The 21,819-nt window shown below is 55.9% G+C and carries 20 protein-coding genes and 1 pseudogene; 10 read left to right on the top strand and 11 right to left on the bottom strand.

The window, feature by feature from the left end; translation table 11 throughout:
* Positions 1-162: 162 nt before the first annotated feature.
* From G6N80_RS08035 to G6N80_RS08015, 5 genes are all read left to right on the top strand, one after another.
* Positions 163-1,533, top strand: coding sequence for a DUF3696 domain-containing protein (locus G6N80_RS08035; protein WP_165132943.1), 1,371 nt, complete (start codon positions 163-165; stop codon positions 1,531-1,533).
* A 1-nt stretch (position 1,534) separates the two neighbouring features.
* On the top strand, positions 1,535-2,065 hold the full coding sequence (locus G6N80_RS08030) for a hypothetical protein (RefSeq protein WP_165132940.1): 531 nt from the start codon (positions 1,535-1,537) through the stop codon (positions 2,063-2,065).
* Positions 2,062-2,748 (top strand): RNA ligase family protein, encoded by a 687-nt coding sequence (locus G6N80_RS08025; RefSeq protein ID WP_165132937.1) that lies wholly within the window; start codon positions 2,062-2,064, stop codon positions 2,746-2,748. Before G6N80_RS08030 ends, G6N80_RS08025 begins: the two co-directional genes overlap by 4 nt.
* A gap of 240 nt (positions 2,749-2,988) precedes the next feature.
* Positions 2,989-4,137 carry a plasmid recombination protein gene (locus G6N80_RS08020; protein ID WP_165132934.1) on the top strand — a complete coding sequence of 383 codons (1,149 nt, stop codon included), beginning with the start codon at positions 2,989-2,991 and terminating at the stop codon, positions 4,135-4,137.
* Positions 4,138-4,801: 664 nt separating this feature from the next.
* The gene (locus G6N80_RS08015; RefSeq protein ID WP_165132931.1) at positions 4,802-6,766 is read left to right on the top strand and encodes a DotA/TraY family protein; all 1,965 of its coding nucleotides are present in this window, start codon (positions 4,802-4,804) and stop codon (positions 6,764-6,766) included.
* Between the two features lie 482 nt (positions 6,767-7,248).
* Here the strand turns inward: G6N80_RS08015 and G6N80_RS08010 are convergent, their stop codons facing one another.
* The 7 genes from G6N80_RS08010 to G6N80_RS07985 all read right to left on the bottom strand — a co-directional run bounded on the left by G6N80_RS08010 (position 7,249) and on the right by G6N80_RS07985 (position 11,036).
* Positions 7,249-8,565 (bottom strand): DNA cytosine methyltransferase, encoded by a 1,317-nt coding sequence (locus G6N80_RS08010; protein WP_165132928.1) that lies wholly within the window; start codon positions 8,563-8,565, stop codon positions 7,249-7,251.
* An 88-nt stretch (positions 8,566-8,653) separates the two neighbouring features.
* The gene (locus G6N80_RS23570) at positions 8,654-8,830 is read right to left on the bottom strand and encodes a DUF7706 family protein (RefSeq protein ID WP_425503906.1); all 177 of its coding nucleotides are present in this window, start codon (positions 8,828-8,830) and stop codon (positions 8,654-8,656) included.
* Positions 8,831-8,838: 8 nt separating this feature from the next.
* Positions 8,839-9,717 (bottom strand): hypothetical protein, encoded by an 879-nt coding sequence (locus tag G6N80_RS08005; protein WP_165132925.1) that lies wholly within the window; start codon positions 9,715-9,717, stop codon positions 8,839-8,841.
* Complete coding sequence (locus G6N80_RS08000) at positions 9,714-9,959, bottom strand: hypothetical protein (RefSeq protein ID WP_165132922.1); 246 nt, start codon at positions 9,957-9,959, stop codon at positions 9,714-9,716. Before G6N80_RS08000 ends, G6N80_RS08005 begins: the two co-directional genes overlap by 4 nt.
* Entirely contained in the window at positions 9,956-10,315 is a 360-nt protein-coding gene (locus G6N80_RS07995; protein WP_165132919.1) for a hypothetical protein, read from the bottom strand. The genes G6N80_RS08000 and G6N80_RS07995 overlap by 4 nt, the downstream gene beginning before the upstream one ends.
* Before the next feature lie 266 nt (positions 10,316-10,581).
* A complete protein-coding gene (locus tag G6N80_RS07990) occupies positions 10,582-10,875 on the bottom strand; it encodes a hypothetical protein (RefSeq protein WP_165132916.1) in 294 nt (97 codons plus the stop codon).
* The gene (locus G6N80_RS07985) at positions 10,872-11,036 is read right to left on the bottom strand and encodes a hypothetical protein (RefSeq protein ID WP_165132913.1); all 165 of its coding nucleotides are present in this window, start codon (positions 11,034-11,036) and stop codon (positions 10,872-10,874) included. The genes G6N80_RS07990 and G6N80_RS07985 overlap by 4 nt, the downstream gene beginning before the upstream one ends.
* A gap of 1,058 nt (positions 11,037-12,094) precedes the next feature.
* Here G6N80_RS07985 and G6N80_RS07980 point away from each other — a divergent pair.
* Positions 12,095-12,787 carry a helix-turn-helix domain-containing protein gene (locus tag G6N80_RS07980; protein ID WP_165132909.1) on the top strand — a complete coding sequence of 231 codons (693 nt, stop codon included), beginning with the start codon at positions 12,095-12,097 and terminating at the stop codon, positions 12,785-12,787.
* On the opposite strand, the gene G6N80_RS07975 is transcribed toward G6N80_RS07980, so the two are convergent.
* Positions 12,780-13,877, bottom strand: coding sequence for a flagellin N-terminal helical domain-containing protein (locus tag G6N80_RS07975; protein ID WP_246251464.1), 1,098 nt, complete (start codon positions 13,875-13,877; stop codon positions 12,780-12,782). The two genes, G6N80_RS07980 and G6N80_RS07975, sit on opposite strands and share 8 nt — an antisense overlap.
* 271 nt (positions 13,878-14,148) lie before the next feature.
* On the bottom strand, positions 14,149-15,492 hold the full coding sequence (locus tag G6N80_RS07970; protein ID WP_165132906.1) for a hypothetical protein: 1,344 nt from the start codon (positions 15,490-15,492) through the stop codon (positions 14,149-14,151).
* Positions 15,493-15,640: 148 nt separating this feature from the next.
* Here G6N80_RS07970 and G6N80_RS07965 point away from each other — a divergent pair, with 148 nt between their 5' ends.
* Positions 15,641-15,808, top strand: a complete 168-nt coding sequence (locus G6N80_RS07965; RefSeq protein ID WP_165132903.1) for a hypothetical protein — start codon at positions 15,641-15,643, stop codon at positions 15,806-15,808.
* Between the two features lie 99 nt (positions 15,809-15,907).
* Here G6N80_RS07965 and G6N80_RS07960 read toward each other — a convergent pair.
* Positions 15,908-16,831, bottom strand: a pseudogene (locus G6N80_RS07960) (IS5 family transposase); the annotation flags it as partial.
* Positions 16,832-16,887: 56 nt separating this feature from the next.
* Here G6N80_RS07960 and G6N80_RS07955 point away from each other — a divergent pair.
* Positions 16,888-17,853: an IS481 family transposase gene (locus tag G6N80_RS07955; RefSeq protein ID WP_165132900.1), complete on the top strand. Its 966-nt coding sequence runs from the start codon at positions 16,888-16,890 to the stop codon at positions 17,851-17,853.
* A 60-nt stretch (positions 17,854-17,913) separates the two neighbouring features.
* Here G6N80_RS07955 and G6N80_RS07950 read toward each other — a convergent pair whose 3' ends face one another.
* On the bottom strand, positions 17,914-18,369 hold the full coding sequence (locus tag G6N80_RS07950) for a very short patch repair endonuclease (protein WP_246251526.1): 456 nt from the start codon (positions 18,367-18,369) through the stop codon (positions 17,914-17,916).
* A 205-nt stretch (positions 18,370-18,574) separates the two neighbouring features.
* Between G6N80_RS07950 and G6N80_RS07945 the strand changes: the two genes are divergently transcribed.
* The gene (locus G6N80_RS07945) at positions 18,575-20,065 is read left to right on the top strand and encodes a DNA cytosine methyltransferase (protein ID WP_165132894.1); all 1,491 of its coding nucleotides are present in this window, start codon (positions 18,575-18,577) and stop codon (positions 20,063-20,065) included.
* Positions 20,062-21,819 carry an McrB family protein gene (locus G6N80_RS07940; RefSeq protein WP_165132891.1) on the top strand — a complete coding sequence of 586 codons (1,758 nt, stop codon included), beginning with the start codon at positions 20,062-20,064 and terminating at the stop codon, positions 21,817-21,819. The genes G6N80_RS07945 and G6N80_RS07940 overlap by 4 nt, the downstream gene beginning before the upstream one ends.

The following is a 21,819-nucleotide window of genomic DNA, read 5'->3' as shown; positions in this document are numbered from 1 at the left end:
TCCTAGTTAGACCAAATCGGACCGGCATAGCGCCGGTGCGTCCACCCGGCGAGTTTGCCCGCTCGCGTTTTGCCTACCCGCCCAGTAAAAACACAATTTGTTAAGCTGAGATGAGGTAGTAATGTTCGAATCGGGACAACGATAAGTGGCGTGGAATTGTGAATGTTAACTGAACTCCGGATTAAGAACTTCAAAGCCTGGGAGGATACTGGGCATGTCCGTATCGCACCTATGACGGTGATATTTGGAGGGAACAGCTCAGGTAAATCCAGTTTGGGGCATTTGCTACTAGCGCTCAAGCAAACAGTCCAACTGTCGGACCGCAGGAGAGCACTACACCTTGGTGATGAGAATTCGCTGATTGATCTCGGCACCTTCGAGGATTGTCTGCATGGTCATGACGTTTCACGTACTCTGGATTTTTCGCTGCGTTGGAAGCTGCCGCGGCCATTGGCGGTAAACAATCCACTGGCAAAAAATGAGCAGTACGTTGGTGATCAATTGGCACTCAGTTCAGTGATCCGAGCGGATAAGACAAGTCAACCACAGACTGCGGAGATAAGCTACCGCCTCTACCAAGCAAAGAAGCGGACGCTAGAGGTGATACACCGGCGCGACGGAAATAGCGGAACTGTCGAGTCACAGCCCATGCGTCTTGTACATGCGCAAGGCCGGAAATGGCCGGCTGAGCCACCGGAGAAGTTCTATCGCTTCGCTGATCGCACGATGCTGCGATATCAAAATGCTGACTTTCTTGCTGACTTTGCTTTGGAAACCGAGAGAGTTTTGGATGACTTATTCTATCTCGGGCCACTTCGCAGTCCACCCAGGCGTGTCTATCAATGGTCTGGTGACACTCCTCCAGACGTTGGGCAAGAGGGAGAATACGCGATCCCCGCGCTGCTTTCAGCGGCGCATGCCGGACGCATGTTGAACCGAGGTCATGGAAAGAAGAAGAAGCGCTTCGATGAGTTCGTCGCCTCGTGGCTTGTTGACATGGGAATAATCGCAAGCTTCGAGGTTAAACCTCTCGCGGCGGGTCGAAAAGAGTTCGAGGTTATTGTTAGAACGCAAGCAAATTCACCAGAGGTTAAGCTAACCGATGTTGGGTTCGGCGTCTCACAAGTGCTTCCTGCGCTCGTACAAGCGTTTTACGCGCCTCCGGGTGCGACTGTTTGGATGGAGCAGCCTGAAATACATCTACATCCGATGGCACAGTCCGTTTTGGCAGACGCGTTTATATCCGCGATCCGTTCTAACGAGGACGGCCAGCCTCGAAACACTCAACTGATCATCGAGACGCACTCTGAGCATTTCTTGAGTCGCTTACAGCGACGCGTCGCAGAAGGGGAGCTCGAACCCGATGACGTGGCGATCTATTTCGTTAACAACAGAAGAGGCACCGCTCATATCGAAGCTCTGCAGCTGGACGCTGATGGTGAAATAGCAAATTGGCCGGAGAATTTCTTTGGTGACGAGATGGCGGATATAGCCGCTAGAACTATCGCTGCAATGAATCGGAAGCAGAATTGACATGCCTCATCGAGTCATCGACACCAATGTCTTGCTTGTTGCTAACGGAAGTCATGCAGACGTTTCTGCGGCGTGCAGAGAGACATGCGTTAAGCAGCTTTTAGAAATACAAAAGAATGGCATCGTGGTTATCGATGACGGCTATCGCATCTTATCCGAGTACCAGAACAAGACCAATCCGAACCGACCGAAGAGCGTGGGCGACGTTTTTTTAAAGTGGCTATTGCAAAACCAGCGGAACGTTGCTCGTGTCCACCAAGTCACAATTACTGAGCTTGACGAGAACATATTCACAGAGTTTCCGGATAGCGAGTTAGAGAAACATTTCGACGCTCCAGATAGGAAGTTTGCTGCTGTCGCGAACTCTCATGCTCAGAAACCCCCAATCCTGCAGGCTGCGGACTGCAAATGGCTAGATTGGTGGCCGAGATTGAAGGAAAAAGGCGTCTTGGTAGAGTTCCTTTGTGAGGAAGACGCTTGTAAATTCTACTCGAACAAGTTTCCCGACAAAGAGCCTCCAAAAGTACCATGAATGAGTTCTGGAAATTTCCGCATACACCGCACCTTCTTTGGCTAGGAACTGGCGAAGCAAGGGGGGATAAGGTGTTGTCTACTCAAGAAGTAGACAAAATTCTCTCGAGAAAACTGATTGTTGAAGAAAAAGTCGATGGTGCAAATTTAGGTATTTCGGTCGATAGTAGCGGTGAGTTTCGTTTTCAAAATCGCGGTTCGTATCTGGAGAAGCCATACAGGGGACAGTTCTCGCGATTAGCTTCCTGGTTTTCCGGCCACCAGTATGAACTTGTGAAAAGCATCACGCCGAATCTTATATTGTTTGGCGAGTGGTGCGCGGCGAAACATTCTCTGAGTTATGACCGACTTAATGACTGGTTCCTTCTTTTCGACGTTTACTCAAAGGTTGAACGAGCTTTCTGGGACACGGTAAGGCGTGACCAGTTTGCCTACGTAACTGGTCTATCAACTACACCTCGCGTTGCTGAGGGCTTTTTCGATCGGAACAATCTCGTCTCGTTGCTCATGAGTAGCGAGAGCAAGTTCCGACATGGGAGCGTTGAAGGACTCATCATTAAAGCGGAGGCTAATGGATTTTGTGAGATGCGAGCGAAAATTGTGAGGCCAGATTTTGTTCAGCAGATTAACGAACATTGGAGCGCCCGTCGACTAGAGTGGAATCGCGTCGAGTCCGATACCTAGACTCTCGTTATGCTACTTGGCTTTCATGAGGCTCCGCGCCGCGGCCCTCGGAGAGCCGATGTCATGAGCCCCGCGAATGACTGTAGTCGGTCACTACGGTTGTTCTTTTTGCTTTCCGCCGGCCGTATCCGGGAGCACGCTGAGACATTCTCCTGAGTACCAGCGATGCCTCGGCCTGATGATCATCCCAGCCTCGACTTCAATATCCTGATCATCCTCTTGAACTGGTGAGGCACACTCATGGCCTACCAGTTTGTCCATCTGGAATCGTGGAGCCGCAAGCCTGATGCGACAGGCCGGTCTACGGATTTTATTCTCGACGAGGCTTCCCGCAAGCCTATAGCGTCGGTTCACGTCGCGGAGCCGAAACCTCCCACGGTGATCTTCGGCGTCGGCGTCGATGAGGTCCGCCAGATGCACGACGCCGCAGCGTCGGCGGCGATGACGCCGGGAGCTCGGGGGAAGCTGCGCAAAATCGCGTCGACTCAAAAGACCCTTCACACCGTCGTGGCTTCGCATCCGTACACAGTCGAACAGGTTCTCGCTGAGCCGAAGATGGCTGCTGAAGTCCGGGACTGGGAGCGACGCACGATCGGATGGTTGCGGGAGCAGTACGGCCCCGCACTCAAATCTGTCATCCGACATACCGACGAAAAGCAGTGGCATATCCATGCCTTCGTCCTCCCGACCCATGATCCCGAGCTGCGGGCGGGCCTCTATCACCCGGGCGTAATCGCAAAGAGGGATGTTAAGGCCGCCGGTGCTCGCAATGGCGAGGATGCCAAGGCGCTGAACAAGAGGGCCGACGTCGCCTACAAGTCAGCGATGCGCGAATGGCAGGACTCCTACCACCGGACTGTTGCTGTCCATTGCGGCCTGACACGCATCGGTCCCGCCCGTCGTCACTTGACACGTGAGCAATGGAAGGCGGAGCAGACACAGGCGAAGGCGCTCCAGATCGCGAAGGATCGCGCTGAGGTTATCAGGCGGCAGGGCCAGACGTACGTAGCGAGAGTGCAGACCGAGGCGGCCGGTATCAAAGCCGAAGCAATAAACGTCAAGGCTTCGGTCGACCGTTTCTCAGGAATCGGTGGCGCGGTACGGGCCATGGTGGACGGAATTCAGGAATCCCGAATCCGGTCGCGTATCCGGGAAGAATTTGCTCGTGATCTTACCGCTGCCCAAGCCATTGCGAAAGCCGCGGAAGAGACTGCGAAGCGCGAAAAAGGCGCGCGACTTTCTGCGGAGAAAGAGGCCGCGGAGGCGCGCTTCAGCGCCCGCCAGGCCCGGGCGCGTGCCGCCGCCGCTCAGGCCGAGGTTCGACGCCTCACCTCCGCACTCGCAGCGGCACTTCAAGAACCGGACACCAGACCAGGGATGACGCCATGATGTCGGGAAGAGAAATTTTCACAGAGAATGCACGGCGCACACTGCGCAACATCGGCATGACGCACCTCGATCCCGCCCACGGGGCTGCGGTAGAAGCTGTACGATGGTGTCTTGCGGTTCGTGGCCGGCCTACACATCACCGACTGGCTTTCCTTGAGGCGGAGTCGCCAGCACTCCTCGCTTACCTCGAAGCAGTTGCCAGTTCTGGAAATTCAGCATCATGGAGGACAGCCGAGGAGCGTGTTCGGCTACACGCCGAACTTCTGCGAGATCGCTTTGACCAATCATGCCCTAGACCATGGCTCGCCGCTATATGGCACGTGCTGCCGGAGCTCGCGGCGATCGGACAGACATTGCTCGATCGAGCGACTGAGCGGAACGACTTTGCCTCCGATATCTCGCCGGCGATGTGCCCGGCGGAAGACGGTAGTGGAGAAGGCGACAAGGGCACCGGAGGAAGGTCGGGTGCGGCCGGCACCACTGCGAAGCCTCGTCCGTCCTTTCGTCTCGCACTCCCAACGGTGGTGGTCAAGCTGACTGATCAGGAAAAGAAGGTTCTCGACCTCGGCGACGACGAAACCGATGACTCTGCGCTCACATTGACGTCAGACGACTCCAATGAGGACGATAGCGTAGTTGGGCCCAGATTTCGGGGAGGCCCGAAATGATCGACCTGCTGGCCGAACCGCTTAAAACGGATATCGCTTGGCAGTTCGTGAACGCCGTGCTGCCCAGCGAGGCAACGACAGTTTATGGTCGCGTCTTCCAGGTCTTCACCTCAGTCCTCGCGCTACTCGGCAGCCTCCTGATAATCTACCAAACACTGCAATGCATCGTCGCCTCGGCCCGAACCGGGCAGGTACTTGGCGAACGCTGGCATACGATCTGGACGCCGCTCCGATTTGTAGTCGGGATGGGACTCCTGATTTCCATTCCCTCCAGCGGATTCTCCAGCGTTCACTACCTTCTCAGAGACTTCGTCGCACGCCCCGGCATCAATCTTGGCAATGCGCTCGCCAACACGGGCATCTCCGCGGTCGTCAAGGAAGGCATGACGATAACGCCCGCATCCTCGATCGGGTCGAGTATCGCCATGACGGTACTGCGACATGAAGTTTGCGCGGCGGTCTACAACCAGGCAGGCAGTCGGTGGGGTTGGAACGCGCGACTGCCAGACCCGGAAGGCACAAAGACGGGAACGGGAATCTTCGGCGCAGAGAGCCGCTACACCTGGGCCTATGGCCCGATATGCGGCCAGTTCTCCGTCGGTGCCATGGAGGATCGACCTTCGTTTTCCAAGGCACGGCGTGAGGCCATCTCCACATTCGTGGTTGCCTTCCGGAAGGAAGCGGATCGATATGCTCGCCTCGGCGCTGAAACCTCGGGATTGTCCTCGGCTGGTGCGGCGGCAAGGGCGGTGACGTCCAACGTGCTGTCGCCCGATCTCGTCCAGCGTATACGTTCCATGGGTGCCACATACGATCGCGCGATAACGGCCGCGGCCAAGGAAGAGGCAAAAACCGTCGCGGCCGGTTCCCGTGAAGCGCTGATCGAAGGCGTTCGGCAGGAAGGGTTCCTGGCGACGGGAATGTACTGGCGGACTCTCGCGCAGATTTCGGAAATCACCACTGGCATGACGAACGAGCGGCCCGAAGATACACCACCGCGGGTCGACGGCGATTTCGGTGCGGCGATACAGACTGCCTTTGATGCACTACGCTTACAGGTTTCGGGCGAGGCTGAACGTCAGGCTTTGAGCGCCAATGATTTCGCGGCTGCCGGCGACGAGACAGCCGATCTTGCAACAAAAATCATCGCGCCGGTATCGCGCTCGATCATCGAGTGGGCGGCGACATCTGCAGACGATGGACAGCCTCGTGACGAAATGGGCGCTCTGGTATCTTCCGGCCATGCGATGATGTCAGGCGTGTACGCTGCCATCGCCGCAGGGGGGGTGGTCGCTGGTGTCGCGGGAAATCAGGTCGTCGAGTTTTTCGGGGCGGGGGCCATCGACTATTTCCTCGACTGGTCGAAGTTCGCGCTCATTCCGGTCTGGATCATCGGCGCGCTGCGGGCATTCGTGATCCCGTACATGCCTCATGTGTTTATGCTGGTGTCTGGTGTTGCCCTATTGGCCTCGCTCATGGATGCAATGATCTCCTTGCCGCTCTGGTGCATGCGCTGGCTCAAGCTGGATAAAAACGACGATTTCGCCGGCGACAGTGTCAAGCTCGGCTTGCTCTTCGTCGTCAATATCTTCTTGCGGCCTGCCTTGGCCATGCTCGCGGTTTTCGCAGCGTATGGCGTTTTCAATCCGGTTCTCGGAATGCTGGACCGGCTATGGGCAACAGCCTTTCTGGCTCAGTCGGGTGGCCAAGTTGTCGGCCTTCCTGGCTATATCATTCTGACGCTGGGGCAGACGTACATAATCTGGTACGTCGTGTTAAAAACCTATGGGCAGATATGGGCTCTACCAGACCGCGTGCTGGCATGGTTCGGGCACTCGACATCCTTCGGCGAGTCGGGGCTCGTATCGGGCGCTTTTCTTGGCATGATAACTGTTGCCGGACGCGGTGTTCTGCCCAAGACTGGTATGTGGGCAGCAACAGCGGGAGGGAAGAAAAAATGAAAGAACGAACCAAAGTGGGGCTGGCGTCGAGCATTCGGACTACTTCCGCTACACTCGGCCTCCTCCACGGGAAGGTGTGAGGCGATGAAGGCGTTGCTTCTCTGGATTTCTGGTGGAATAAGTTTGGCGGTAGCCTGCGGCGTAGCCGGGCTGGCGCACTTGTCGGCCACTATCTTTACACTGACAATGTTCTGCACCATGCCGGCCGTAATCATTCATCTAATCGCTCGGTGCTTTGGCTTCATATGGTCCCTCCCTAACCGTATCGCGGCAGGAACAAGGATTTCGGCCCCAAATGGTGCCATCGAATAGCGGGAGCAGCTCCCCAAAAGCTCTCAGAGATGCGCCGTTCTGCCTGCGCATTGGCCGAGGGAATCGCGTTGGCAGATAGTTTCAGATCAGTATCGCCGCTACCTGCTCGGTTCCCGTCAACAGGGCGAATACGAGCAGGTAGCGAGATAGCTGACAGTGCTGTTCTGAAGTCACGGACTTGTAAGTGACTTTCCGACCTTCACTCCTGCCATAGACGCCGCGAGATCGAAGCGTGGCGGCCGCTGCAATACCACAGGGCGGATCGCGAGCGATCCACTCCCGCCTCGGCGACGATGGCGGTCTTCGAGGTAGTCGACATAATGGAGCAACGCCTGTCGCAGGTCCGACCTGGTACCCGTTGCCAAATTAGCAAAGTCAGGCGTCGCTTCCAGCGTTGCAAGTTCCAGCGCCGGATCGGCGAAGGTTCTTCCGCCAAGAAAATTCCGTGCCCGTCGAAGATTCGAGATGATGTTATAGGATGTTGCTCGGCTCCGCCGTCCTCCCCGAACGAGCCACTGGCGGAATGTTCCCTCGACTTCAGGTGACGTGAATCCAAGGTGCCGACTATAAATGACGTTACCGATGATGGTTGCCGCAGGCGGTGGCACCGCGTTGGCAAGCATGACCATAATGCGACGCTGGTTGTTCGATACCCACTTCCAGTTCGCGGGAAATCCCTGAACTCGCGTCAGGAAACGGAGGTTCATGACAGAGGCTTGGTCCAACGGGGCGGAATCTCGCTCGTGCGGCTGATAGCGTTCCCTGAAAAGAGCCGAAGGTTTCTCGCCAGAGGTGCGGGTAAGCGTTGAATAAGGCTCATCGATAGTCCGAACGGCGCGACCGGCCCGCAGTGGACGAGTGTAGACATGTTTTCCTGAGATGAGCTTTGCGAGTTCATGAGACCAAGGCAGGCCGGTTTGGGGCGATAGCGCGCTACGCAACGGCATAGGCGTCGCGGTTGCTGCTTTCACAAGGGCGCTGTTGATGAAGTTGTCCCGTTCTCCAAGCCGGCCAACCACGATGAGTCGTCGTCTTGCCTGGGCCACGCCATAGTGGGCAAAATTAAGCCTTGATTCCGAGATGCCATAGCCAGCTGCCTTCAGAATTGCCTTGGCCTCAGCCCAGTTCTGCGAGCCCGCTGCCTGAACGACGTTCTCCATCAGGAACCACTGGGGCCTGACACTTACAATCGTCAGCGCAAACGCAAGAGTAAGACGGGCGTTCAACCCTTCCTCTCGTCGTCCGGCGATGGAGTAATCCTGGCAGGGTGGTCCGCCTGTGATCAAATCAGGGCCAAGTTCCCTGATACGAGGAATGATGGAGAGAACGTCCGTAAGGTCGACCTCGTGGACATGGTCGCCGACATTTGCGCGGTAGGTTGCTACCGCATCGGGCATCACGTCGAAGGCACCGACTACTCTGAGCCCAGCTTTCTTAAGCCCGAGCGACATTCCTCCCGCCCCACAGAAAAGTTCAACTACGCGCATGAGACCTCTCAACTCACCAAGTTCTACATGAGACACATGGCAGCCGAGTCCTTAACGATCGGCAGAGTCGAGAGGGTAAAGATTTTGTCTACCGCGGATTGTACCCGATCCGGCCGAGTTCACTTCGCAGAGCCCGAAGCGCTTCAAGCATGCGCCAAGCCTCTTCCTCGTCTTCGGAAAACTCCCGGACGCGGTCGAGGTTTGACCTTTTGCAAAACTGGGCGAGTGTACGGCAAGTGTCGTGGTCTATCGTGATTTTGCTCATCATTAACCTCATGCTTCGGCGGTGTCAGGAAGGCCGTGTTGTGTGAATTCCATCCCTGCGAGAGCGTCCTCCAAGGCGACATCGATGATATCGATCTGATCGGGCGTCAAAATCCGGGTATCCAAGAGACGTTCACCGCTGTAGTCCAAAAACAACTCCCCGTCGTCCGTCACATAGACCCGTTCCTTCGCCGATACCCACGTCCGCTCATCGTCGAGGGAGTAGTCAAAGCGGATTCTGAACTCACCCTCGCTCTGCTGCTCCAGATGATCATCGATGCTGCCGATGTCGAGCCGTACCTCGACGTTGCCATCGGCATTCAGGCGGTAGGGTGTGCAGCGAAGCGCATCGATCACATCAGGGTCGAATTCGCGCGGGTCATAGCTTCCAAACCTTTTGCAGACGGTCGAAGCATCATATGCGATCTTGATCGCCGCTTCGACGGCTTGGATAGATGGGTCGAATGAATCTCCCGCGATCTCACGTACTTGTTCAAGAGCTTGCAGATATTCCTCTTCGGCGTCGTCGACCCTGATTTCGAACAGGCGCTGCGCGAGCGGATCGTCTACAAGCCTGCCGATATCCTCCATCCCGAACGTTTCCGGGCCGGAATAGACGTATACAGCGTAGACGTTGTAGTTATCGGATCGATTACCTGTGCTCTCATACTCCATGATCTCACTGCTCGGGCTATCGAAGCGTTCAGCGTAGAGAATGCCGTCATACTGGCCGATCGCGTGAAGGACGGCATCGATACCGGCGTGGACGGTTTTCCGATCGAGATTGGCAATCGTCACAGGCTCTTCGACACCATCGCGGCCGACGAGATAGAGCGCATGTGGTGGCGCGGTAGGGTCCGGGTAGGGATTTCTGTCGAATTTTTTCATTCGCCACTCTCCAAAGCTATGTTCCGGACTTCATGGCCCGGCCGGGTTTGCAAGAAAACCCGTCCGATCTGTTCATTGAGAACACGATGTTGTTCGAGCTTCTCTTCGACGAACGCACGATACTCGGTGTCATTCGCTGGGCACTCCTCGATTTCGCGCTCAGCAAAGCGGATGGCATCGGCGGTTGCGGTTAGAATTTGTCCGATATAGTCGTGATCGGTTGTGATCGTGACGTCAGTCATACTGGCTCCTCCGATGTAATCGACAACGGCGTCGTTGTCCGTGCGGCCTTCAGTGCTTTTGCAAGGCTTTCATAAGGCTCGTAGGTCAGTGCATCGTCTTCTATGGCATGGACATGCCACCATCGCCGGTCCGGCTGTCTCCGGCCGCTTCCGCTGATGTAGTCCCCGCCAAACTCGACAACATCACCAGCCTGAACTGCTTCGAGATCGACGATCTCTCCGTTCATCGGGAGAAAGTCGCGGGCGCAGTTGGCAGCGTTCTTTCCACGCATGATCGCCGCCCAGTTCCGACCGCGCTTGTGGTTGCAATATGCCGGATTTTCGATCGACCGGCCGTCGAGTTCAACGGTCTTCATGTGTTTGTTCCTTCCTTTGCAACTGCGTTCTCGATCAGGCCGGTGACGAACTCCCGGATTGTCGTCTCACGTTGAACGGCATGAATTTTCAAAGCGGAAAGCGTGCCCTTGGGCAGGTCCACGGTAAGTCGCCGGACATGGCTTCGCCGTCCGCGCCGAAGCGCAGTATTCTCCTCAGATATGATCAATGTCAGGGGTTCCTCGGTTGTGAGCGGGTGCCTATGTGCGTTCCCACACTTAAATGCTGCTAGCGATCTTCGACCGCGTCAACCGGCTAAATCCGGCTCTTTTGCAAAATTTTCGGGGTCGCCGAAGTAAAGGCCCCACTCGTTGCCAGCCCATCGCGCGGCGTAGAATTCGGCGCGAGCGCGGGCAGGTTCAAGCGCCGGCGCGAAACCGGATGCGATCAGTCGACCCCATTGTCCACCCATACGTACGGACCATACCGCCTCTCCCTGCCGATCCGGTGCTATGGCGACGTAGAGATGATACGCACTGCCCTTGATCCTGACAGCACACGATGCGCTGCGCTCCTTGTTGATCCATCGAAACCGCGTCATGCGCGCCACCGCAAGAGCTTGGCGATCAAAATGATGGACAGGAAGGGCCAGAGCGCCAGGTTGACTGCCCCGACAATGTCAGGCGCTTTGATCGACGACGTGTAGAGCGTGGCGGACACCGCCAACACGACCGGGAGCGTGAGAAAACGAAATAGAAGCATGCGACTTCCTTCCAGTATGCAGATGCATTTTCAGAGATTTTGAAAGCGTCGGAACGCTCTGATTCCATCCTGCTGAATTTCGCGCTTCATGTCTGCCGCCGCGCCCAGCAACCGCGATCGTCGGACGACACGCCGTAACGAAGAGCCCTTATCCTTCCGATAGATGGTCGCCAGGTAGCAGATCAGCCCGCCATTGGTGCATCGGATGTTTACCTCCTCTATAATAAGATCGAACGTCAATCCCGGAATGGTTGTTATTTTAGTTGTCATGCTAGACGTCGACTGATGTTGTTTTTCTTGAATATTTCTAGCAGAAAACGAAAATCGAGCCCAGGAAAGTACGCGGTAAGGTTGAGCTTTGCCGGAGCTTTGGCTAATCCTCTCGCGAGACTTTTAATGATCTGTCCCACCGTGCCAGTTCCTGTTCGATGCGGGCCGCAGGCCAAGCTTCGAACCCGCCCGCAAGGCGGCCTTAGATGTTCCCGTCCCGATGCCTCCAATCCCACCGGCACGTGCAACGGCAGTCATCCGAAGGACCGTAGCAACGCGAAGGACGGCATCGCCGTTGACGGAGTGAGCATGGCGGTAGGCTTGGTGCTGAGGGTGCGGAAACATAATGGGGCTAGTTGGCCCATTCCAGCGTAAATTAGTGCTGTATCGGGCTGTATTCTTCGCCCTACAGCACCGAAGTAGTTCAGAATGGCCCGTGAGCCATTCGAATGCGGGAACTGCATCAGGCAACGAAAGATGAGCATATCGGAGCGGCAAGCATAGCGACCCCGATAACGGGGATGACGCGGGAATTCGCGCATGCCGAGCGCGGTTAAACGGGTTGCCGCAGGAGGTTCAGCATCGCGCCGCCATCAGCGGGAACCGGGACCGACCACCCCCGCCGAGGCTTTCCGGTTCGGTTCTTATTGAAAGCTCTGACTTATCTATCCGCCACAATTGCAAATCCTTGGCGCAAAAAGGCGGGATAACGTTAGTCGGGTCTCCATACCAGGTTGCGCTTCTGAGGTCTGTCATTTTTCAGTAGCGGCAACTGGAAGAAGAGACGCATGTTGAAAGATAAACCCTTTGCCGCCGTGACCCAGAAGATGCTGGATGCATGGATCGAGACCAATCCCACCGATCCTGTGGAGCCGCATCGCGTTTATGCCGGTGTTATAGACCTACTTTCAATCAAGATGCGATTAACGGTGTTTCGGATCGAAGGTGATGATCCGCTCGCGTGGCAGATGACGCCAGTGCGCCATTCTGGCTTCACGTCGAGCTTGTTCAACGTCAACAAGATTTTCGAAGATCAGCGAATTGGCGACTTCAAGGACCAGGACTACATGGCGTCGGCTGTGATCCCGCGCCTTCGCCAAGTCATTGAGAACCAGCAGCCGTCGATGGAGTTGGTGAAGACCAAGCTCTTCGGCATCAATCTCGGCTATGACCGGATTCTGATACCGCAGCGGACGCTTGGCCGCCCTCGGTGGGTGATCTCTTCTTCAAATGCTCGATTTCTTCTGGATGCACCGAAGACGCCGGGCAGGTTCGATATTGATGACGAGGCCGTGGTTCAGCTTTTGCTCGAAGGCTGCACCGCCAAAGAAATCGCCGCGCAATTGGGCCTATCCCACCGAACGGTGGAGCATCGTCTTGACCGGCTTAAAGTGAGGTTTGGCGCGCGCAACCTTGTGCATCTGGTCGTCATGTTACTCGGCGGGCATGTCAATCGCGAAAACGGTGCCAGCATCACCTGAACAGTTGCAGAATGGAATCAGGGGAAGCGTTGGCGATCTGTAACCCCTGTGTTGCAAGCTGCTGCTGGGTTTGCAAAGCCTTCAGGCGGGTAGATGCCTCGTTCATATCCGCATCGACAAGAAGCCCCACACCCTGGGTCACCGTTTCGATCCGCCGTTTGTTCAGTTCTTCATGTGCCTCGAGAGAGCTCTGAATGGAACCGAGATAGGACATGCGGTCGGCGACACCCTGTATTTTCTTCTCGAGGGTGTCTACGAAGTTGGAGTATAGACCTGCCCGGTCCCCGCCGTCTCGAGCGATATTGTTTTCGAGGTTCATCAACGGAAAGGATGGATGCACGTCGTATGCTTCCGGAACGCCCGTCACGGGATTGGTCGCAATGATGTTGTACCACGTCACCAAAGCCGGTACGACCGACCCCGGTGTCATGACGACGTCCGCTTGGTCGAACAGCGCCTCTTCGGGATTGTAATCCCAGGGAGACGTCTTCGGATACCCCGAGTCGTCATTGAGCAACAGGAGGTCAATCGCCTTGACGTCTATGGTCTGGACCTTCGCTTCGCCATATCCGATCACGAAGGAGTAAGTCCGTTGACTGGCCTTCTCGGGTTGCCCCTTCGGATTATACAGCAGGTTCACTCCCGAGAACGATGCGGACACCATCGCATCGCGGGCTTGGTCCTGCAACTGTTGCATCTGCCGCTCGATGTCGGCGACCTGCGACTTGCCGTAATACTCGTCGAGGTCATACCCGCCGATTATGAGGTTTTTGAATTCCGGCTGCGGCATGCCGCTAGCTGTTATCGCGAGGTTTCTGATTTCTACGAAGCTCTTATGCACGGTCTCCATTGCGGTGTAGGCGACATCAACGATGCCTTTCGCAAGACCTATGCTATCGGTGACAGCTGCCATCGACTTTGTTTCGGAACGCATCGTGGTTGAAATCGACCAGTAGGCGGCGTTGTCTGATGCCGTTGCCACCCGCAGTCCGGTGGATATGCGATCTTGCTCTGTGCCGAGTCGTGTGCCCACATCCCGCAAGGTGCTGAGGGCCGCAAGCGCAGCGTTATTCGTGATTATGCTGGTCATGGAATGGAGCCGTCGAATGCGATGAGGTCTTGGCTCTTCATGTGCCGTCGGCGCAATTTGCCGCGAAGGCAAAATGGTTCATGAGGTCTTAATTTTCGTCCGACGTTGTTTGGGTAAAAATACGGAGGCTGATCGCTTTTCGATCAAAGTTTCTCGTCGAGCGTCATTGGCTCGCCTGGTTGCCCAAGTCGGTCTCCACCAAGAGCAATATTTCTTACTATATAAGAAAAACGGGACAATATCGATTAAGAATCTGAAAATAATGGCATAATCAGTATGGCATGTCGTTTTCGTCGCCCACTTCAACCTCCCGCACTACCTCTGGAAGGTAGTGAGACAGGGTCTCGCTGTCGGGCGCTTGCCATTCGCCTGACTTCTCCAGCACCAGCATCCGCGAAAGACGGCCTCTGGCTTCAAGGTAATCGTCGCCGCTCATCGCGAACGATTCCCGGATGTAGGCCAGCCTGGCAAAGCTTTCGGGAGACGCCTCCGCTGTCTTGTCCATGACGCTGAGGACCATGTCGACGTTTTGGAACGCATCGAAGGATGTCGGCAACGGCCCCATGAAGTTTTTGAGGTCTCTCATGATTTTGGCAAGACGTCGGGTTGCCTTGCGCACGGCCGGATCGTTGATCTTGTCCGCCAGCGTTGAGAGGTTCTCCGCCATGTCATCGCCAGCGAAGGAATGATGGGCGCGCTCCAGCCATGGCAGAACCGGCGTCATGTCGGTCAGCAGCCGCTCGAAGCGGTATATGGCGTCTAGTTTTTCTATAGGGTAGAAATGACCGGTCACACCCATCTCGATGATAGCCATGACGTCCCTGACAAAGGGATCGGCCCAGAAGTAATCCCGTGCGGCTGGTACGGCGATAGGTTCAGGCTGACGGATGGCGGGATAGCGTCCCAGGCGCTGTGCGTCCGCTATCCAAGTGCTCGCTTCCCCCAGTGAGCGGAAACGACGTCCGTGGAAGACGCCGCAAACATCCCCGATCGTAACAATGTTGTAGCCGACGCCTGCGCCGGAAATCTCGGCTAGCAGCTCTGTCAGTTTCTTTTTGCGTGAGGCCTGCGTTGTAGGTGGAACGTGGCGTGTTTCGCCTGCGTCCCACAAAGCCGTTCCCAGCCTTTCAAGCTGAAGAATACCCGCTGCCTGCCGATCAAACGTCGCATCGAGAATGCGCACGAGCTGTTGCGTAGTCTTGGTCAACTTCTTGATTTTGGCATCACGGCGCGGGGCGATGCCGTGGCGCACAAGGTGCCTCCCAACCGTACTCTTCGATTGGCCGGTGATCCGGGCCGCATTTCGAACGGACGCCCGACCGAAGTCTTCCGCTGACATCTGGTACGCTCCCGGAGTCAGAAGAAAAGTGGATGCGCGCTCTTCACGGCTGCGCCTGGGTTGGTAACGTGGCCGATTATACCGGTTCATCGTCCAGCGGAAGACGTCATTGACGAGCCTATTGTCGTTTGCGCCTCGTGTGCCGCGTTTCTCGCGCCAGTCGTGCATGAAGTTTTCGCAGAAGTTGAATAGCCGGTCGGCATTCTTGCCATGCTCGTCCACAAAAGATCGTGCCGCCTGGCTCAACGCGTCGAATTCTTCTTGGTTGTCGCTCAAGACTACCGCCTGCGTGCACGTGCTTTTCAAGTCACGCTCACAATGGTGTAGCGAATATAGACCGGCTTCAAGGTGGTTTTGGCAGTTACCGCTTTAGGCCGATTCGAAGTCAAGGCAGGTGATGAAATGGTGCTGGATAACTTGCCGCGTGGCATTTCCACGGATCACGATCCGGTCGCAACCGGCAGCCAAAGCCGTCAATACATCGTGGAGCATTTGCGATAGCCGATCCGGGCTTGTCTTCAATGTGAAGTTGATCAAGCCAGACCAGCGCGGCGCTTTCCTGGCTTTCATCGCAGAGAGCGGTACGGCCTAACCAGACTGGCGAAGGTGCTACGCAAGTTAGGTAGTGCTCCCTGAACAACGCGGATGCCGTTGATTTTGTGCAGTATGATGGTGCTGGCGAAGGATTGGTTTATGCGGTTTTGGCTTCTGCATTTCGGCTGGCGAGCAGGATCAAGGCACACCAGAAGGCGATTGCCTTGAGGATGAGGCGCAGATTGTGGGCTGCGGCCACGAGGGTGGCGTTGGCGGCATCGCCATCCTGCCCGAGGAGAAAGTTTCTGTCGAGGCGACCATCGGTTTTCATGTGACCGATGGTGGCCTCGATGGCGGATCGTCGCTTGAGCTCACGACGGATGGTGGGGGTAAGCCCGCGCTTCTGCCCGGCAATGAAGACGGTGGCAGGCCCTTCATAATCGTGCCCGCGATAGCCCTTGTCGACATAGATGCGCTCTGGATTGACACCACCGATCTCGACTGCCTCAGCCACCGTCCGATTGAGCGTGTGTCCGTCATAGGGGTTGTTCTCGAAGGCGACAGAGGCCAGCACGAGCCCCTCGCGGTTGGTTGTTGGGATGCCGACCTTGGCCCCGAACTCGTAAGGAGTACGAGCCTTGCCCTTGGAGATGCACACGACTTCGGGTGCATGCAGCGCGTAGAGCTTGTTTCTGTCCTTGGGTTTTTGGGCCAGCAGCCGCTCGACAAGACCCAGAAGCCTTGCAAAGCGGGCCTGAAGATCGAGGTTTCCGGCAATCTTGCGGCCGATATCGCGATAGACGCGGCCGAGATAGGTGCGCAGCTTCTTCAATTCCCGGCGCATGCGGCGAAACTGCCTGGCATGCGCATAGCGGCCAGCTCTGAGGGCGGCGGCCTTGGCAAGCCGGGTGTGGCTCTGGCGAAGCTCGATGCCGAAACGCTTGGCCAGGCGCACAAGGGCCATGAGCGCCTTCAGGTAAAGCCGACCATCGGTCGGATAGGCAATCGCCTTGGGCTGCACTGTCGTGTCCACCGTGATGCGCTCCAGCGAAGACGGTTTAACCGTTGCGGTATCAAGGGCTGTTTGGTCCCGGCGTTTGATGGTGCATTATTCAGCCAGGAATGGAGGGATGCACTATGGGTCAGATTCTGCACGGGAGCGCCCGCACGACAGAGGCAGTCCGTCGAGCGATACAACATAGTCAAGAGAGCCTGAGGGTTCTGGCGAAACGCTATGGGATCAACCAGAAGACCGTAGCAAAGTGGAAGCGGCGCACAGCGGTGAAGGACCTGCCAACCGGTCCGAAAGACGCGCACTCGACGACACTTTCAATCGAAGAAGAGGCGATCATCGTTGCCTTCCGCCGACACACGCTGCTGCCGTTGGATGACTGCCTCTACGCCCTGCAGGCTACGATCCCGCACTTGACCCGCTCGTCCCTGCATCGCTGCTTACAACGGCATGAGATCAGCCGATTGCCAGAAGTAACAGGGGACAAGGAGCCGAAGAAGAAGTTCAAGACCTACCCTATCGGGTACTTCCACATTGACATCGCCGAAGTGCGCACAGCCGAAGGAAAGCTCTATCTTTACGTGGCGATAGACCGAACCAGCAAGTTCGCCTTCGTGCAGTTGGTCACGAGAACAGGCAGGACATTGGCGTCCGCCTTTCTCGTCGCGCTGATCGCGGCCGTGCCCTACAAAATCCACACCGTCCTGACCGATAATGGCATCCAGTTCACGTTCCCACCGCGCTACGCCGATGGGCCTACGGCCACGTACATCACGCACATGTTCGACATGCGTTGCCGTGAGAACGGGATCGAGCACAGGCTCACCAAAATCAAGCATCCCTGGACCAACGGCCAGGTCGAGCGAATGAATCGCACGATCAAGGAAGCGACCGTCAAACGTTACCACTACGACAGCCATGCACAGCTAAAAGCCCACCTTCATGATTTCGTTGACGCCTACAATTACGGCCGGCGGTTAAAGACACTGCGCGGCCTGACGCCCTACGAATATATCTGCAAAATCTGGGCAACAGAGCCGGAACGGTTTAAACTCAACCCGCACCACCAAATGCCGGGACTAAACACCTAGTGATCCAGCTCAACCCTTGGCATCTCGTTAAAGAGTGGACGACTGCCGCCTATTTCCAGGTCACTTTTCTGTTGGTGGCAGCTCCAAGTTATCTATCAGCTCTACCGAACGTAACCCGCCTGCTTCCGAAGCGACGAAAAACGACTGGGTTCGATCTATCCAGCCGGATAGTTCCTCGATCAAATCAGGATCGCGGGCCCCGCATTCCCATATTAGGGCCACACGCCAGCCCGCTCGATGGAGCGCCTCAACATTTTGGCGATCTCGGAGGCTGTTCTTCGAAAGTTTGCCCCTCCAAAACTCAATATTGCTCTTCGGCAGTCTGTAGTGACGGCATCTGTCATGTTGATGCCAGAAGCAGCCATGGATGAAAATGGCAACTTTCCGAGGGCCAAGGACGATGTCGGGGCGTGACAGACCTACCTGGCGATGTAGTCTAAACCGGTAACCTTTGCGGAAAAGGCCCCGACGAACGAGCATCTCAGGCTTTGTGTCTTTTCCTTTGATCCTAGCCATCAAGGCTGAACGTTCCTGCTGGCTTAGTATATCCGCCAATTGGACCTCCATCGGTGAGATTTCAGTGGGACCTCATACACTGCAATAAACCGTTTGAAAGGCTGGCAGCTCCAATGCGTTGCAAATTGAATGATGATATGAATCATCGACGAATCGCCACTTAAATGGGCGAACCATCACTGATGCTGATTGTGCGAGCGATGAATTGAATAAAAGAGCAGGTGATAAGCCGCTGATTCTTGAAAAACTCCGGCGAGCTGATGAGAGGGGGTATTTTCGCACTCTCGATTTGTTCGCGGGGTGTGGGGGGATGAGTCTGGGGTTCGACAGGGCAGGCTTTCGGTCTGTAGCTGCTGTTGAGATCAATGATTACGCCCGGGCGTCGCATGAGCTGAATTTCGCGCGGTTAGTTCCCGAGGGAGACTATCGGAGTTTTTCAGATATCACGACACTCGAGCCAGAGGATGCGGTGGCGCATCTGCGACATCATGGCGAAGTCGGTGAGCGGGTTGATGTGATTGTCGGTGGCCCTCCGTGCCAGGCATTTTCGCGACTCGGTCGTGCTGCCCTCTGGCGGTTGGCCGGCAAGGACCACGCTCACGGCGAGGACCAGCGGGCCTCGATGTACCACCACTATCTCCGTTTCGTTGCGTCTTTGAAGCCCGTCGCATTTGTGATGGAAAACGTTCGCGAGATTGGCAAGTTTGTTGGCCGCAATGTAGCCGAGGAAGTGGCTGCTACCGCTGATGAACTTGGCTATTCGACGCGCTATTGTCTCTTGAATGCGGCATGGTATGGCGTTCCGCAACTGCGCGAGCGCATGATAATCATAGGCATCCGAAAGGAGCTTTCCACGATCCCGGAGTTTCCATTGATCGCGCATCACTGTGAAATCCCAGGTGGGTATTCGACTTCCCGATCCGGGAAGGGGCATTTACAGGTCCTGCCTCCCTTCGATCATTTCGTTGATCATGCCAATGCTCTGCCCCAGCTGGCTCCAGCGGTGACCGTTTCGGACGCCTTTGCTGACCTGCCGAAGATCACATCACATCTCGATGGAAAGAAAGGGAAAGGGAACCCTCGCGATATCGCTGAATTATTCGAATACAATGGGAATGAAACCGCCTTCACTCGATCGATGAAGGAGTGGCCGCATTTCAAGGCGGGGTCAACTTTCACGGGACATGTGATACGCTACACGCCGAGAGACTATGAGACCTTTAGGCGCATGCCCGAAGGTGGAATGTACCCAGAGGCCTTAGCAACCGCAAATGAGATTTTTGGCGAACGGTTGGCACGGTTAGAGAAGAAGCTGAAGCGGAAGCTTGTCGAGACCGACGAAGAGTACAAGGACCTGTTTGCTGCAACTGTGCCTCCGTACAAAGACAATCGCTACCCCAACAAGTTCCGCAAAATGTGGCGTGATCAACCCGCGAGAACTTTGCCCGCGCACATCGGGAAAGATGCTTATTCCCACATCCATTTCGACGGCGAGCAGGCGCGTGGGATTTCTCTGCGGGAAGCTGCACGTATACAATCCTTTCCAGACGCTTTCCGTCTCGCGGGTAGCATGAATACCCAGTTGACGCAGATTGGGAATGCCGTGCCGCCATTGCTCGCATTCGCTGTCGCTTCACAATTGAAGCAGCAGCTCGCCGAGGCGAGTCCGGCCCATCATGCGGCTGCAGCTGAATGAACGCAGTGGATGTCGTTTACGCTGCGCGCAAACTTGCCCCCTCGAACTTGGGCTGGTTCCACCGTACCCGGGAAACACTGGGCGAGGCCTCTGGCAGAGAGCGTGCCATAAATATCAATAGGGATGTGCTTGCCGACTGGTTTCCCAATCTCGCTCCGGCCAGTGAAAAACCTATCGAAATAAACACACGCTTCCTAGACGGCACGCCGGCGCAGACGCGGAAGATACTTACTGATCGGCGAACGATCCGACTTCAAGGTGGCGGAAAGAACTGGCGGCTGGCAGGAGACGCCATCCCTGGCGAGCTGTACGATGTACGCGAGGATGACCTCTTGCTCATGGCATTCGACCGCTCGACATCCACCCTTTCATTCATCGTCTTGAAAGGGGTCGATCAACCGGATCGACCCGTGAGTCCTGTAGAGCAGGCAGCCTATTCCGAAGCACTGGCGGCCTTGGGCCCTGCCAATCGCAGCATGTGGATCATTGCCGCGGAAAAGGCGGGGGCAATAATTGATTTAGCCAGGACAGTATACGACAACGCAGGAGAGGTCCTGATGCAGTACAAGAGCATGGCGGAAAGCTGGAGAAGCGATCTCTCTTCGTCAGGGTACGCTGTGGTTCAGAACGTTGATGAAAGGCTGCTTCTGGCCCTCTTTTCCAAAAGATTCCTAATATTGACTGGTTTGTCGGGATCGGGAAAAACGTTACTTGCACGATCCTTTCTTCGTTGGTGTACCACAAGCCCTGAGCAGTACGCTGTTGTAGCGGTGGGGGCGAATTGGACTTCCAATGAGCATGTTCTTGGATATGCGGATGCCCTAAATGAGAGCCGATATATCCGGACGAAAGTCCTCGATGTACTGATCAGGGCGATTAAGGACCCCAAGCAGCCGTATTTCATCGTGCTCGATGAAATGAACCTCTCACACGTCGAGCGTTATTTTGCTGATTTCCTGTCCGCTATTGAATCGCCGCAAGAGCCCATCTACTTGCACGGCGATGCCAAGCCAAGAGATGGCATCCCTGGTCAGCTGCCCAATCTGCCCCCGAACCTGTTCGTGATTGGTACGGTCAATGTTGACGAGACGACCTACATGTTTTCTCCGAAGGTGCTGGATCGTGCGAATGTAATTGAGTTCAGGACGTCTGGAGAAGCTATGCTCGCTTTCCTCGGCGGAGCGAAGTCCTCTACTAGCCGAATTGATAGCAACGGCAGCAGCTTTGGCAACGTCCTTGTCGAAGCCCAGCAGTTCAAAGTGACTCCCGCAGAACTACCTGAAGCTGTTCGGAACCCCGCCGCCGCAGAGATCATGCTCCTCTTCAATCTACTTGCAGAGGAGGAGATGGAATTCGGTTTCCGTAGCGCCCAGGAGATAACGCGATACTTCTGGTTTATTTTTGAAGCGAGGCAGGCTGCGACAGACGTGGCACGCTACGCAGTACTGGCTACAGCATTGGACCATCAAGTGCTTCAGAAAATTCTGCCCCGTATCCATGGAGCACGCAAGCGCGTTGAACCCCTGTTGCTCAAGCTTCGAGCATACTGCCAAGAGAGACATGAGTGGGAACCGGCCGGGATCAAAAACCTCACGGGGCTGAACGCTGCAATTGCCGCTTCCAAGGGTATCGCGCAGGCTGGGACCACAGACGAACTTACTGCGACGCCTTTCCTTCCTCTTTCACACAGGAAAATTGAACGCATGCTGATGAAGGTCAAATCGACTGGCTTTGTTAGCTTCGCAGAGGGCTAG

It is taken from the genome of Rhizobium rhizoryzae (assembly GCF_011046895.1).
GTDB lineage: Bacteria > Pseudomonadota > Alphaproteobacteria > Rhizobiales > Rhizobiaceae > Neorhizobium > Neorhizobium rhizoryzae.
This window is presented reverse-complemented; position numbering and strand designations above follow the sequence as displayed.